This is a genomic window from Brevundimonas sp., from assembly GCF_027484365.1.
GTDB lineage: Bacteria > Pseudomonadota > Alphaproteobacteria > Caulobacterales > Caulobacteraceae > Brevundimonas.
On sequence record NZ_JAIXTC010000008.1, the window covers coordinates 25,110 to 39,756 of the forward strand.

Below are 14,647 nucleotides of genomic sequence, written 5' to 3' on the forward strand. Positions count from 1 at the left end.
CGCGATGTCGATTTCTATTCGCAAACTGGCTCTTTCGCTGGCGGCCATCGCGGCTGTCGGCGCGGCCTCCCCGGCCCTGGCCGAGGGCGGCGCCCATCACCCGCGCTCGGGCGGCTTCTCCTTCGAGGGGCCGTTCGGCACCTTCGACCAGGCCCAGCTGCAGCGCGGCTACAAGGTCTACCGGGAGGTCTGCGCGGCCTGCCACTCGATGGACCTGATGCATTTCCGCACCCTTGGCGAGCGCGGCGGTCCCTTCTATGACCCGCACGCCGAGAACCCGGCCGCCAACCGCTACGTGCGGGCCCTGGCCGCCGAGATCGAGGTCGCGGACATCGACACCGAGACCGGCGAAGCGATCCGTCGCCCGGCCACCGCGGCGGACAAATTCCCCAACCCCTATCCGAACCGCACAGCCGCGGCCGCTGCGAACGGCGGAGCCGCTCCGCCCGACCTGTCGGTGATGGCCAAGGCCCGTCACGGCGGCGCCGACTACATCTACTCCCTCCTGTCGGGCTACGAAGCGCCCCCGGCCGGGCTTCGGATGACGGCGACCCAGCACTACAACCCGTACATGGCGGGCGACATGACCCCGTTCTGGGACGGCGATCCGGAACACGTCCCGGCCGGCGGCTTCATCGCCATGCCCGCGCCGCTGGCCAACGGCCAGGTCACCTATGACGACGGCACCGAGGCCACCGTCGACCAGATGTCGAAGGACGTCGCCGCCTTCATCGCCTGGTCCTCCGACCCCAAGGCGACCGAGCGGAAACAGTCGGGCATCGCGGTCCTGGCCTTCCTGGCCATTTTCGCGGGCATCACCTACGCCAGCTACCGCCGAATCTGGAAGGGCGTCGCCCACTAGGGCTCCTGCCATCGTTGATAGAAATCAGCCCGCCGGGTTCGCCCGGCGGGCTTTTTCTTGGGCGCCGTGTCGCGGGTCGCGCAAGTCGACAGCGAGGCGACCGCCCCCTAACCTCAGCCAACCGCTCAGTCTTCAAGGGTTCGCCATGCGTTCGTTCACCGCCGTCGCCGCGCTTCTCGCCGGTCTGTCCCTGACCGCCGTCGCTTTCGCGCAGGAACCGGAATTCGACGGGGCGCGCCTGTCCGAACACATCCGAATCCTGTCCGCCGATGACTTCGAGGGTCGCGGGATTGCGGCTCCGGCGGAACAGAAGGTCATCGACTACCTCTCGGGTCAGTTCGAGGCGGCCGGGCTCGAGCCCGGCGGCGACAACGGCGGCTGGACCCAGGCCGTCGCCCTGAACCGGTTCACGGCATCAGGGGTGCAGGCCCGGCTGACGGTCGGCGACTGGACCCAGCCCCTGGCCCAGGGCGAGCAGATCGTCATCTCCAGCCGACGTCCGGACCAGGATCACGTCATGCTGATGGATGCTCCGCTGGTGTTCGTCGGTTACGGCATCCATGCGCCCGAGCGGAACTGGGACGACTTCAAGGGTCTGGACATGCGGGGCAAGATCCTGGTCGTCCTTGTCAACGACGCGGACTTCGAGGAGCCGGCGCTGAACACCTTCGGCGGCCGGGCCATGACCTACTACGGCCGCTGGACCTACAAGTACGAGGAAGCGGCGCGTCAGGGCGCCGCGGGCGTCATCATCGTCCACGAGACCGATCCGGCCTCCTACGGCTGGACCACTGTACGGAACAGCTGGACCGGTCCGAACTTCGACATCGTGCGCGAGAACGCCGACGAACGCGTGCCGATGGAAAGCTGGATCCAGCGCGAAGTCGCGGTGGAGCTGTTCCAGCGCGCCGGTCTCGATTTCGAGGCGTTGAAGGTCCAGGCGCGCAGCCGGGACTTCCAGCCGGTGGCTCTTGAGGGCGCCGGGATGGACGTGATGTTCAACGTCTCCTCGCAGCGGATCGAAACGCACAACATCCTCGGCCGCCTGCCGGGGACCACGCATGCGGACGAGACCTTCCTCTATACCGCACACTGGGACCACATCGGGGTCGGCACGCCGGACGCGAACGGCGACGCCATCTTCAACGGCGCCATCGATAACGCCTCGGGCATCGCCGGACTCATCGAACTGGCCCGGGTCTATGCCGCAGGCGAACGGCCCGAGCGGTCGATCGTCTTCATCGGCTTCGCGGCCGAGGAGAGCGGGCTGCTGGGCTCGGAATACTATGCTGCCAATCCGATCTATCCCCTGGCGACGACGGTCGGCGGCGTGAACATGGACTCGGCCAACGTCTATGGCCGCACGGCCGCGTTCGGCGTGGTCGGGTATGGACAGTCGGACTTCGACGAACGGATGGCCGCGATCGTCGAGGACCAGGGACGTGTCATCCAGCCCGACGGCAACCCGGCCTCGGGCACCTATTTCCGTTCCGACCACTTCCCGCTGGCCAAGCGTGGCATCCCGATGGCCTATGCCAAGTCGACGGGCGCCTTCGTGGATGAGCCGATCGCCGAACGCCTCGCCTCGCGCGACGCCTATACGGCCAACCGCTACCACCAGGCCGATGACGAATGGTCGGGCGACTGGGACTATTCCGGCCAGGTCCAGGACCTGCAGGTCTACTGGTCGCTGGGGCACGCCCTGGCCAACAGCCGCGACTGGCCGCAGTGGAAGGAGGGCTCGGAGTTCGGGCCTGCGCGGGCGGCGACGGCGAGCGAGCGGGACTGACTCTGGTCCTTTCATGACGAAACCGTAATGAGCCTCCGCCCGCCGGCCACCCTAATGTCCGCCCGGAAATGGCAAGGAGAGCCCTGATGTTGCGTGGATTGTTCGGCGGTGCTGCCGCCTTGGCCCTGGTGCTTTCAGCGGGACTGGCTTCGGCCCAGGACTTCTCGGCCGAGCGGATCTCGCAGGATATCCGCCATATCTCTTCGGACGACTTCCAGGGCCGCTATCCGGGGACGGAAGGCGAGCGGATGACCCTGGCCTGGCTGCAGGCGCAGTACGAGGCGATGGGGCTGGAGCCCGGCGGGCCGAACGGCCAGTGGCTGCAGGAGGTGGTGCTGAAACGCTATACCCCCATCGCCGGCACGGCTTCGGCCAGCTGGACCGGCCCCGACGGCACGGTGCATCCCCTGACCGTCGGGACGGACATCCTGCTGCGTTCGGGGTCCAATGACGGCAAGGCTGCGATCGAGAACGCGGGCCTGGCGTTCGTCGGCTACGGCATCAATGCGCCGGAGCGGAACTGGGATGACTGGGGCGACATCGACGTGCGCGGCAAGGTCGTGATCGTCATGGCCGGCGAACCTGATGCGCCCGAGGTCACCGAGCGGTTCAACGGCGCCTATCCGACGGCCTATTCGAACGGATGGTACAAGGCTGACGAAGCCTTCCGGCGCGGAGCCGTCGGCGTCATCACTCTGAGCATGGTCGAGGCGGCGGACGTCAGCTGGACCCGCGGTGCCCGGTTCAATGATCGTCAGCGGACCGCGACGCCCGGGGCTGCCGACCTGGAGTTCACGGGCGTCATCAACCGCTCGATCGGTCTTGCCTTGGCGACCGCCGCGGGTCTGGACATGACGTCGCTGGTGGGTTTCGCGAGCGGAGACTTCAAGGCCTTCGCCCTCGACGGCGTGACCCTGTCGGTCGCCAACGAGGAATCCATCGACACCCTGACCACGCACAACCTGCTTGCCAGGATTCCGGGCACGGAGCGTCCGGACGAGACCATCATCTATTCGGCCCACTGGGATCACGTCGGCGTCGGCGCGGACCACGTCAGCCCGGTCTCGACGACCGAGGACAACATCTACAACGGCGCCTGGGACAACGCCTCGGGCACGGCCGGCATCGTGGAGATGGCGCGTCAGATCAAGGCCGCGCCGCCGCCCGAGCGCACCATTGTCTTCGCCCATATGGCGGCCGAGGAGATGGGCCTGCTCGGCTCCTACGGCTACGCCGCCAACCCGGTCTATCCGCTGGAGACCACGGTCGCGGACATCAATATCGACATGCTGCCGCTGTCGGGACCGACCCGCGACGTGGCCATCTTCGGCAAGGGACAGAACACGCTGGAGGATGATCTGGCGGTGCTGGCGGCGGCCGAGGGTCGTGTGATCACCGACGATCGACAGCCTGAGCAGGGCTTCTACACCCGCTCGGACCACTTCCCGTTCGTCCGCATGGGCGTGCCGGCCCTGATGACCTGGCACGGCGTGGACTGGGACGAGGGCGGCGTGGAAGCCGGTCAGGCGGACTGGGACGCGAAGTTCGGCGCCAACTATCACAAGCCCTCGGACGAATGGTCGGCGGACTGGGATCTGCGTTCTGCGGTCGAGAACCTGACCCTCCTGTATCGCCTGGGCCTGCAGCTGGCCAACGGCGACGAGTGGCCGACCTGGAAGCCGAACTCCGAGTTCGGCGCCCGCCGCGCTGCGAGCGATTCCGCGCGGCAATAGGCAGAAGCCCGTCATCCCCGGACCGGATCCGGGGATGACGGCCCTGAACCTTGACCGGGGCTCGGGCGTTGAAGGGCCATGACCTTCGGTTTTCGCTCCGTCGCTCCTGCGCTTCTTGTTGTCGGTCTGGCAGGCTGCGGAGACAACGGCCCGGTCAATCCGCCGACGAAACCGGCGGCTGCGGTGACGGTGGAGGATCCGTCCGCGCCGCCCGCGCGCGGTCAGACCTCGATGCTGCCTGGCCGGGGCGCCACAAGCTTCGTCGGGCGCTGGGCGGCGGACGTCAGCTGGTGCGCGACGCCGCAGGGCGAGCGCCGGCCGATCGAACTCACCGCGACCCGTTTCGAGGGCTATGAAAACAGCTGCGGGATCGCGGCGATCGACGAGGTCGCAGACGGCTATGTCGCGACCCTGGCCTGCGCGTCCGAAGGCAGGGCGCACAGCGAGCGACTGCGGTTTCAGGTCACCGGGGACGTGATGCGCCTGACCTATCTGGATCGGGCCGGCGATCCGGTGGTTCTGCACAAATGCACAACGCTGACCGACACGGCGACGACGCCGGCGGTCGCGCCCTGAAGACGTTCAGGGGGGCCGGTCACGCCGGCCATGGGCTCGTCTCTGTCATCGTTTCGTGATTGACGCCTTTCTGACCCCATGGAAGCGTGACCATAAGCCCGCGATCGGCGTCTGGCCGAACGAGCGACCGCCGTGACCCAAGCCCCCTTGCCAGGAGATGCCGATGCCCGCCCGCCTCGCCTCGTTCGTCGCCGTTCTGGCCCTGTCGATCCATGGTCCGGTCATGGCCCAGTCCGCCTATGTCTGGGAGGAGCTCGGTTCGGACGACGGCATGACCATCAGCTACAATCCGCTGACCGTCCGGCACACCAGCGGGCGCGTCACCTTCCTCGAGAAGGTCAGCTATAGCACGCCTCAGCCGCTCGGGGATGGCGTGAGCCAAGGGTACTATACCGTCGACATCACGATCGACTGCGCGGCGAACACCTACCAGCATGCGAACTATACGGCCTACACGGCCGAGGGGACGGTCATTCCAGGGGCGGCCGATTCGACGCCGGCCGGCATGAACCCGATCGCCCCGGGCGGCGCGCCGTCCGCGTTCAAGGCCAAATTCTGCACCTGAACCCGGCGCGACGGGCCCTGATCAGCGCTCATCTCCGGGTTTGACCGGGCAGACGCGCCGCGAGCCGGTCTGGCGGAAGGGCGACAGCCTCAGCTTGGATTCATGGTCGGCCGGCCCCGGCTTTCCGTCGGGATGCAGACCGCGATAGTAGAGCTTCTGCCACTGATCGGCGGGGGCGGAGGGCTTGGTCTTCTTCACCCACTCCTGGAACTCCCGGCGCGCCACGGCCCAGGCATCGAAGGTCTTCAGAAGCTCCGGCTGGTCCTCCATCGGACGGAGCTCGGGTTTGACCCGGTCGACGACCCCGCGCGGTGTCGGGAAGAAGTGGCAGAAGGGCTCGTTCTCCTCAAACCGGATCCAGACGTCGGGCCGGGTGAAGCGCCAGTTCATGGTGAAGGTGTAGGGCGACCAGTCCGTCTCGATCACACCGCCCAGGGGGGCGATGCCGTCCTTGATCCCGTTGGGCGGGCCGCCGACCCACAGGTTCCAGCCCTCCGACGTGCGCATGATGCCGTCGACGTGGAAGGTGATGGTGCCGCTGCCGAACAGGGAATGGGGCGCCGAGTTCCTGTCGGCGCCTTCGTCCAGGACGATCTCGACGGAACGGGCGTCGGTCCCGCCGTTCCAGCGAGCGGAGAAGCCGCACGGGCTCAGAACCTCCCAGCCGTGGCTGTTGGCGATGGCCAGAGGCAGGCACCGATAGGCGAAGCTCTCCGGCGTTTCCGTCATCCAGCCCCGTTTGGCCGAGGCCGGCGCGATGCGTGGGGCCCAGCCGTTGCGGACATAGCAGACCAGTTCGGTGTCGGCCGCCCGGACCGGGACGGCCCGAGGCCGCACCGGCGCAGAACCCTTCAATCGCTTCATGATCTCACGCCCTCCGCCGCACGCCGCGCGGGCCTTATGCCATGAGCGGAGGCCCGCGTCAGTTGAACAGGAAGTTCATCACGTCGCCGTCCTTGACGACATAGGCCTTGCCCTCGGCGCGCAGCTTGCCGGCCTCGCGGGCCTTGGCCTCGCCCTTGAAGGCCACATAGTCGTCGAAGGCGATGGTCTCGGCCCGGATGAAGCCCTTCTCGAAGTCGGTGTGGATGACGCCAGCCGCCTGGGGCGCAGTGTCGCCGACATGGATGGTCCAGGCGCGGGCCTCCTTGGGTCCGACGGTGAAGTAGGACTGCAGGCCCAGCAGCGAATAGGCCTCGCGGATCAGACGGTTCAGGCCGGGCTCGGCCAGGCCGAGGCTTTCCAGGAACTCGGCCTGTTCGGCGGGGTCGAGCACGGCCAGCTCGGAGTCGATCTTGGCCGAGATGACGACCGAATTGGCATTATCCTCGGCGGCGCGCTTTGCGACCAGGTCGGACAGTTCGTTGCCCTTGTCGGCCGAGCCCTCGTCGACGTTCGAGACGTACAGAGCCGGCAGGGAAGTCAGCAGCTGGAGCATGTGCCAGGCCTTCTCGTCCTCCTTCGACACCTCGACGACGCGGGCGGGCTTGCCGGCGCGCAGCGGGGTCAGGGCCATGTTGATCAGGCGCAGCGTCTGCTGGGCGTCCTTGTCGCCGCCCTTGGCCTTCTTCTCGACGTTGACGACGCGCTTCTCGAGGCTTTCGAGGTCGGCCAGCATCAGTTCGGTCTCGATGATCTCGAGATCGCTGATCGGGTCGATGCGGTTCTCGACATGGGTGATGTCGTCATCGACGAAGCAGCGGGCGACGAAGGCGATGGCGTCGCAGTCGCGGATATTGGCCAGGAACTGGTTGCCAAGGCCTTCGCCCTTGGACGCGCCGCGCACAAGGCCTGCGATGTCCACGAAGGTGATGCGCGAGGGGATGATCTCCTTCGAGCCCGCGATCTCGGCCAGGGCCTCCAGGCGCGGTTCCGGCACGGCCACGTCGCCGGTGTTCGGCTCGATCGTGCAGAACGGATAGTTGGCCGCCTGGGCCGCCGCCGTCTTGGTCAGGGCGTTGAACAGGGTGGACTTGCCGACATTGGGCAGGCCGACGATCGCGACTTTCAGAGCCATGGTATTCCTCGTGAGGGGCGAGCCTTTAGCGGGTTCGAACCCGTTTGTCAGGCTCGTCGCGCACGCGGCCGCAGCTCAGTGACCCGTGTGGGCCGCGGCGACCGCAGGCTGGCCCACCGTGGCCGTGACCTCGACCGGGGCGGCCGTGGCGAAGGTCAGGGTCAGGGACACGGTGTCGCCGGTCTTGAGCGGCTCTGTGACGCCCATCAGCATGATGTGGTTGCCGCCGGGCGCAAGGGCCACGGACTCGCCGGCGGGCAGGGGCAGACCGTCCTCGAGCTCCCGCATCATCATCATATTGCTCTCCATCCGCATCTCGTGGACCTGGGCGAGGGCGGAGGCGGGTGAGGCGACGGACACCAGGGTGTCGGCGGCGGGCGCCGTCAGGGTCAGGTAGCAGCCGGTCACCTGACGGCCGGTGGGCGTCGGGCGGCAGATCGCCCCGGTGACGGCCACCGGTCCGGCGGCCTCCGACTTTCCGGACGAGGCGGGCTGGCCGCAGGCGACGAGGGCCAGCAAGGGCAGGGCGGTGAAGAGGGGCAGGGCTTTCATGGTTGGACCTTTCAGGCGGAGGCGGTGGAGGCGAGGCGACGCAGACGCGCGACCAGCCGGTCCAGGGCGACAGCGGCGATCAGGCTGAGGCCAGTGAGGGGATACAGGATCGCGAGCGGCAGGACGATGGCCAGGACTGCGACCCTGGCGCGCGGCCCGGGCGGGGCGACGGGGGCGGCCAGACGCCCCTTCGGACGGCGCTTCCACCACATCACGATGGCGCTGACGCCCAGCAGCCAGACGGCGATGCAGCCGCCGAGCATGACATAGCGGTTCAGCCAGCCGTACTGCCGGCCCTCGTGCACGGCGATGCCCCATTCGAAGGCCTTGGCACCGATCCCGAATTGACCGTAGCGGACGTCGGCCTGGACCGACCCAGTGGCCGCTTCGACATAGAGGATGCGGGTGTCCTCAACCCGCTGGACGACGCGGGCGGCCGTATAGGCCAGCGTCGGATCCGTCGGGATCGAGACCGTATAGGGGCGGGCCAGTCCCTGGGCCTCGGCGGAGGCGACGACGGCGGACAGCCCTCCGGAGCGCCCGGCGTCGGGCGTGGGCATGACCATCCCCTCCATCGTCCAGCCGACGCCGACCGGGGCGTCCTGATGCTCCGCATGGGCGAAGGGGCTTGCTGCGGCAGGGGGCTTGGGACGACCCAGGCCGTGATCCTTGACGTAGTCCATGTACCGGTCGCCCCAGAAGGCGGACCAGGGCATGCCGGTGACAGCGAGGAAGGCTATGACCGCCCCGGCGCAAAGCCCCGTCACCGCGTGCAGGTCCCTCCAGAAGGGACGCCGGCTCGCGTCGGCCGACGTGATGCTGACGACGCCGACGTTCCGGCCCCGCGGCCACCACAGGAACACCCCCGTGGCGACGAGGATCATCGCCCAGCCCGCGACGATCTCCACGATGTAGTTGGCCCAGCTTCCGAGCAGGATCAGGCTGTGCAGCCGTTTCACCGTCTCCATGACGCCGCCGAAGGACGTCGTGCCGATCAGGCGGGCGTCGTGGGGATCGACGAAGGCGGTGCGCTTGTCGCCGTCCGGCAGGGTGACGGTCAGGCGGACGGCCTCGTCGGCACGGGCCGGCAGCAGGACGTTGGCGACCTTGCCGCCCGTGCCGGCCTCGGCGGCGGCGACCCAACGATCGGGCGAGGCGGTCTGCGCCCGGGCCTCGACCTGCGACAGGCTGCGATAGGCGAGGCCGTCGATCTCGGTCTTGAACAGATACAGGCCGCCGGTGAGGGCCATCAGCATCAGGAACGGCATAACCAGCAGCCCGGCGTAGAAATGCCAGCGCCAGACCGTGCGGTAGGCCCCCGAGAGGAGGCCGGGAGCGGCCGAAGCCGCTCCCGGGGTATCGATGCCGGACATCACAGGGCGAACCGCAGGCCGACGAAGGCCGACACGCCCTCGCCCGGCCAGAAGACCGCGGTCGAGGCTGTACGGGCGTCCGTGACGGCGCTGAAGTTCGAAACATAACGCTCGTCCAGCAGGTTGCGCGCGTCGACGAACAGGCTGGCCCGCTCGTCGAGCTTGTAGCCGAGCCCGAGGTTCACGACGGTGTAGCCGGGCACCTTCAGGGTGTTCATGTAGTCGACCCAGCTGTCCGACGGCGTCCATTCGACCGAGGGAGCGATGAACCAGCCGGCCGGATGGTCGTAGCGCAGCTCGGCCCGATAGACCTGCGGCGGGACCAGCGGCAGGTCGTTGTCGCCATAGACCTTGTCGCCTTCGAAGAAGAAGTCCGAATAGGTCCAGGTCTGGCGCAGTCGCCAGCCCGGGGCGAAGCGCCAGTCGAGACCGGCCTCGATCCCCTGGTGGATCGTCTTTCCGGCATTGAAGGTCGCCGCGGGGATGCCGAGCGCCGGATTGACGATGAAGGTCAGCAGTTCGTTCTCCAGCTCGGCGCGGTAGACGGCCACGTCCCACGAGAACTGCGCCGTGCGGCCGCGCAGGCCGGCCTCCCAGGTCCAGGCCTCCTGGGCCTCGACCGGGGCGAAACCGCCGACCGTGGGCGACAGGGAGCCGAAGTTCGGCGGTTCAATCGAACGGGTCACATTGGCATAGGCCTGGGCGCCCGACGCGCTCTCCCACAGGATGCCGAGGCGCGGGGCGAACCAGTCGTAGTCCTTGCCGGTGGTGAGGTTGAAGGTCGTCCCGACCCCGGGCAGGGCGAAGCTCTGGTAGTCGCGCTCCGCCCGGCCCCAGGCGCCGCCGGCGACCAGGGCGAGCTGATCGGTCACGAACAGCCGGCCTTCTGCGAAGACGTCGAGCGCGCGGGCGTTCTGGCGGGCCTTGGCGGTTCGGGCACCGCTGGAGCCGCGCACATTGACGAACTGCTGGGCGTCCAGATCGCCGACCCGGTACCAGACGCCGCCGAAGGCGTCGGCCCGCAGGCCGAACAGCTGTCCTTCCCAGTCCAGACGACCGAAGGCGCCGTAGTTCCGGCTCTGCTGGTCGATGACCTGGAAGATCGGGTGATGCAGGTCCTTCCAGGTGCCGTAGACGGCGCCCTCGAACAGCAGCCCGGGCGACAGCCGCCAGCGCGTGGACAAGGTCGTCCGGACCGAGGCGTAGTCGCGCTGGTAGTCGTTGGCGACGTTGGCGGCGGCCGCCATGACCGGCGTATTCAGGGCCTGGGCCAGGGTCAGGGAGCCCGGAATCTGCTGATGGATATAGGCACCCTGGACGATCAGCCGGGCCTCGCGATCCTCGCCGAAGGTGCGGCCGATGTTGGCGGTGATGTACTGCTGCTGACCGTCGGAGTGCTGGCGCCAGCCCTCGGCCGTCGCGCCGGTCACGCCGATGAAGCCGTCCCAGTCGCCGCGCACGCCGCCGACCTCGGCGTGCAGCCGACCCGTTCCCCAGGAGCCGAAGTCGGCGCGGAGGCTGGCTGTATGCTCCATGGTGCTGCCGTTCGGCGTGACCAGATTGACGGCCCCGCCCAGAAGGGCCCCGCCGAACCTCAGGGCATTGCCGCCCTTGTAGACCTCGGTGAACCGGGCCAGCAGGGGATCGACCATCTGGGAGTCGCCGAAGCCGTCGGCCTGATTGAATGGAATACCGTCCTGGGAGACGAACAGGCCGCGCAGGTGGCTGGAGTTGCCGATACCCGAGCCACGGATCGAGATCCGTGCATCGCCGCCCCACTTCTTCTGGGCAAAGACCCCCGGCACGTCGCGCAGGACGTCGGCCATATTGGGCGCATAGCGGTTTTCGAGGCTCTCCGCCGAGACGACGGCGACGGCGCCCGGGGTGCGCGACAGGCGGCGGCGGGCCTCGGCGACGACGGGCGGGTCTTCGGGATTGCGGGCCCCGGTGACGATGACCTCGCCGAGGTCCGTGGCCTGGTCTTGCTGGGCAGCCTGGGCGAAGGCGGGGGCGCTCGCGGCGGCGAGCAGCAGCGCCAGCGGCGCTGCGGTAGACTTGAACAACATGGGATTTCCTGAATCAGGGACAGGCGAACGCGCTGCCGGTCAGGCGCGCGTGGCGAAAACGTCGGTCTGGTTCAGGCTTGGGGCGGGGCGGTCGAAGGCGGCCGCGGCGGGCCGCGCGCGGGCGGGGGTGCGGCTTCGTGCCGGGTGACGAAGACCGAGGCCGGCTGGACCGCCGCGCCACGCAGGGGAGTCAGTCGCGGCGGGTCGGGGAGGGCGGCCGCGAAGGCGAGGACGCAGGCGGCGCATTTGACCCCGGCCATGCCCTTGCCCGAGCCCTGTTCGCCGTCGACGCCGATGGCGATCGTCTGCGGCCCCTCGGTCGAGCAGATGACCATGGGGTGGCCGGGCGTCGAGGCCGCCAGGGCCGCGAACGGCATCAGGCTTCCGAACACGATGGCGAACGTCGCGGCCAGGAAGGCCAGCGAACGCATGGTGGACCAGGATTCGGCCTGAGGACGGGTCACGTCGGGTCGATAGCCGAGGCCGGGCTCACAGGGAAGCGCGGCTATTGGTCTTTGGCCGCCTGGGCCGCCTGGCGCGGGCTGAACTTCGGCGCGGGGGCCAGTCGCAGGACCTCGCCCTGGTAGCGTTCGTCCTCGCCCTTGACCGCAAAGGGCAGGGCGTCGGCACAGGCGTTCAGCAGGGCCTCCAGCCACGGCTGTTCGGCCTTGTGGAAGTCGCCGAGCACGTGCGGCATGACCAGTTGCGGCTCGCCGGGGTGGCCGATGCCCATGCGGGCCCGCCGGAAGTCGGCGCCCAGCTGGCTGATCAGGCTGCGCACGCCGTTCTGGCCCGCCGCCCCGCCGCCGGCCTTCATGCGGAACCGGCCCGGGGCCAGGTCGATCTCGTCGTGGAAGACGATGATGTCCTTCGGCGGGATCTTGTAGAAGCGCGCAGCCTCGCCGACGGCGTTGCCCGAGTTGTTCATGAAGGTCTGTGGCTTCATCAGCAGGATCTTTCGACCCTCGATCTCGCCCTCGGAGATCACCGACTGGAACTTCGCCCGATCGGAGCCGAACCGCCACCGGCGCGCGATCTCGTCCACGGCCATGAAGCCGATGTTGTGGCGGTTCCTTTCATATTTGGCGCCCGGGTTGCCGAGGCCGGCGATGATGAGCATGGCGCTGTCCGGAAATGAAAACGGCCCCGTCCGTCGCCGGAGGGGCCGCTTCCGAAGGAGTGGATCGGTCGATCAGCCTTCCGACGTCTCGCCCTCATCCGCGGCGGGAACGTCGCCAGCGGCAGCCTCGGCTGCGGCCTGTTCTTCGGCGATCGTCTCTTCGTCGTGGGCGGCCGAAATGCCGGCCGACGAGGTCTTGATCGAGGCGATCACGAAGTCGCGGTCGGTGATGGTCGGCTTGACGTCCGAGGGGACCTTGACGTCCGACCAGCGGATGGTGTCGCCCAGCTTGTGGCCGGCCAGGTCGACGACCAGGTCTTCCGGGATGTGGTTGGCGGGGACCAGGATCTCGACCGAGTGACGGACGATCTCGAGCGAACCGCCCTGACGGAAGGCCTTGCACTGGTCTTCATTGATGAAGTGGACCTGGACCTCGATCTTGACGTCGGCGTTCTCGTCGACGCGCATCAGGTCGAAGTGAAGCGGGCGGTCCGACACGGGGTCGAACTGCACGTCCTTGGCGATGACCGGCTGGCTCTCTTCGCCGTACTTCAGCGTGACCAGGTGGCCCAGCAGCTTGCCGGTGTACAGGTTCTTGCGGAAATCCTTCTCGTTGACCGAGATGGCGACGGGGGCCTTGCCGCCGCCGTACAGGATGCCCGGAACGGCGCCCGAGCGACGGGCTGCGCGCGCGCCGCCGGTGCCGGTGTTCTCGCGGACATCCACGTTCAGAATGATCTCGGCCATCTGGCTCGCCTCAACAACAAAAACGCCTGCGCCGACATTGCGGCCCGCGCGGCGGGGTCATGGACCCTCGAATTCAAGAGCGCGGGTCATTACACGCAAGAGCCCGCGTGTGCAACCGAGTCTGAACGCTGATGTCAGTTCGGCGTCGGCGAGGTCGCCGCAAGCGAGGCCGTCGCCGCCTCTGCGGCAACTCCCACAGGGGCCGGCGTGACCTCTGCCGTGGCGATCGTCGGGTTCACAGGGACCGGAATCGTCGCCGCCGTGGCGCAGGTCGCGAGATCGCGCACGATGTGGCGACCGAGGCAGAACATGTCCTCGTAGCTGGGTCGCGCGGCGGCCAGGCACTGGAACAGGTTCAGCTTGGACATATCCAGACAGAATTGGGCGTTGGTCTCGATCGACAGGGCCTCGGTGTTGGCGCGGGCGTCGTCGCCCGCTGCCCCCATGGCCGCCAGGGCCGCGATGGCCAGGGCGTTGACGACGGCGGGGGTGTAGGGCGGGCCGTTTTGGGCCGGAGCGAGGTTCAGGCCCGTCCCGCTGTTGGCGGCGGCGAACAGGCGCGCCGATTCCTCGGCGGACGGCAGCATCTGGATGGCGGAGATGGTCTTGACCGATTCAAGGCGGACTTCGCGGCTGGGGATCGGCGTCACGGCCCAGCGGCGGCGCGGATCGCGGCGTTCCTGGATCGTATAGGCGTCCTGCTCCACGCCGTCGGCGATGGCGGTCAGGGCGACGATATCCTGGTTCAGGGTCGCGATGATCAGGCCTGCGGCGACATCGGCACCCGGCAGATTGGCGGCATAGGCGGGGTCGCGGATGATGTTGGCGATCACGTCGGCCCGTTGCTGCGGATCGTTGACGTAGCTGCGCACCCCCGCGACGAACTCCGGCGACTGGAGCGCCAGGATCGAGGCGTAGGCGATCATGCCGCGCGACAGGGTGGCCGGGTCGTAGGCTGCGCCCTTGCGCATGGCCGCCTGGATCGATTCGGCGTCCTGGAAACCGCCGGCCTGGATGGTGCCGACCTCGCGGATGAAGGTGACGTAGATCGACGCGGCCTGGGCCACGCCCTCGTTGAGGGTCACGGCCGGCGGCGGCGGCGGGGGTGGCGGGGGCGGGGGCGGCGCGACCGGTTCGGGCGTGCTGCAGGAGGCCAGGATGGCGGCTGCGGCGGCGACGGCGATAGCGAGGCCGCGACGCGGAAGTGCCAGACGCATGGTGATTTTCCCCACAAGGATGCAACAGCG

General features: G+C 68.4%; 14 protein-coding genes. 5 read left to right on the forward strand and 9 right to left on the reverse strand.

All coding sequences use genetic code 11. The features are described 5' to 3' along the window. Window positions 1-4: 4 nt before the first annotated feature. The 5 genes from Q0044_RS03435 (at window position 5) to Q0044_RS03455 (ending at window position 5,525) form a co-directional block, all read left to right on the forward strand. The gene (locus Q0044_RS03435) at window positions 5-862 is read left to right on the forward strand and encodes a cytochrome c1 (RefSeq protein WP_298159603.1); all 858 of its coding nucleotides are present in this window, start codon (window positions 5-7) and stop codon (window positions 860-862) included. Window positions 863-1,007: 145 nt separating this feature from the next. Further along, a complete protein-coding gene (locus Q0044_RS03440; protein WP_298159605.1) occupies window positions 1,008-2,651 on the forward strand; it encodes a M28 family metallopeptidase in 1,644 nt (547 codons plus the stop codon). A gap of 86 nt (window positions 2,652-2,737) precedes the next feature. Next, on the forward strand, window positions 2,738-4,384 hold the full coding sequence (locus Q0044_RS03445; protein WP_298159608.1) for a M28 family peptidase: 1,647 nt from the start codon (window positions 2,738-2,740) through the stop codon (window positions 4,382-4,384). 78 nt (window positions 4,385-4,462) lie between these two features. Continuing rightward, window positions 4,463-4,960, forward strand: coding sequence for a hypothetical protein (locus Q0044_RS03450; protein ID WP_298159611.1), 498 nt, complete (start codon window positions 4,463-4,465; stop codon window positions 4,958-4,960). Between the two features lie 163 nt (window positions 4,961-5,123). Continuing rightward, window positions 5,124-5,525 carry a surface-adhesin E family protein gene (locus Q0044_RS03455; protein ID WP_298159614.1) on the forward strand — a complete coding sequence of 134 codons (402 nt, stop codon included), beginning with the start codon at window positions 5,124-5,126 and terminating at the stop codon, window positions 5,523-5,525. Window positions 5,526-5,546: 21 nt separating this feature from the next. Here Q0044_RS03455 and Q0044_RS03460 read toward each other — a convergent pair whose 3' ends face one another. The 9 genes from Q0044_RS03460 to Q0044_RS03500 form a co-directional block, all read right to left on the reverse strand. Then, window positions 5,547-6,392: a DUF6065 family protein gene (locus Q0044_RS03460; protein WP_298159776.1), complete on the reverse strand. Its 846-nt coding sequence runs from the start codon at window positions 6,390-6,392 to the stop codon at window positions 5,547-5,549. A gap of 55 nt (window positions 6,393-6,447) precedes the next feature. Further along, a complete protein-coding gene (gene ychF / locus Q0044_RS03465) occupies window positions 6,448-7,542 on the reverse strand; it encodes a redox-regulated ATPase YchF (protein ID WP_298159616.1) in 1,095 nt (364 codons plus the stop codon). A 75-nt stretch (window positions 7,543-7,617) separates the two neighbouring features. Then, on the reverse strand, window positions 7,618-8,094 hold the full coding sequence (locus tag Q0044_RS03470; protein WP_298159619.1) for a copper chaperone PCu(A)C: 477 nt from the start codon (window positions 8,092-8,094) through the stop codon (window positions 7,618-7,620). 11 nt (window positions 8,095-8,105) lie between these two features. Then, the gene (locus tag Q0044_RS03475; RefSeq protein WP_298159622.1) at window positions 8,106-9,467 is read right to left on the reverse strand and encodes a PepSY-associated TM helix domain-containing protein; all 1,362 of its coding nucleotides are present in this window, start codon (window positions 9,465-9,467) and stop codon (window positions 8,106-8,108) included. Next, window positions 9,467-11,533, reverse strand: coding sequence for a TonB-dependent receptor family protein (locus tag Q0044_RS03480; RefSeq protein ID WP_298159624.1), 2,067 nt, complete (start codon window positions 11,531-11,533; stop codon window positions 9,467-9,469). The genes Q0044_RS03475 and Q0044_RS03480 overlap by 1 nt, the downstream gene beginning before the upstream one ends. A 71-nt stretch (window positions 11,534-11,604) precedes the next feature. Beyond that, window positions 11,605-11,997, reverse strand: a complete 393-nt coding sequence (locus tag Q0044_RS03485) for a DUF2946 family protein (protein ID WP_298159627.1) — start codon at window positions 11,995-11,997, stop codon at window positions 11,605-11,607. Between the two features lie 41 nt (window positions 11,998-12,038). Then, window positions 12,039-12,653: an aminoacyl-tRNA hydrolase gene (pth, locus tag Q0044_RS03490; protein WP_298159630.1), complete on the reverse strand. Its 615-nt coding sequence runs from the start codon at window positions 12,651-12,653 to the stop codon at window positions 12,039-12,041. Between the two features lie 72 nt (window positions 12,654-12,725). Then, a complete protein-coding gene (locus Q0044_RS03495; RefSeq protein ID WP_298159633.1) occupies window positions 12,726-13,400 on the reverse strand; it encodes a 50S ribosomal protein L25/general stress protein Ctc in 675 nt (224 codons plus the stop codon). Between the two features lie 134 nt (window positions 13,401-13,534). Beyond that, window positions 13,535-14,617: a hypothetical protein gene (locus tag Q0044_RS03500; protein ID WP_298159636.1), complete on the reverse strand. Its 1,083-nt coding sequence runs from the start codon at window positions 14,615-14,617 to the stop codon at window positions 13,535-13,537. Window positions 14,618-14,647: the final 30 nt, after the last annotated feature.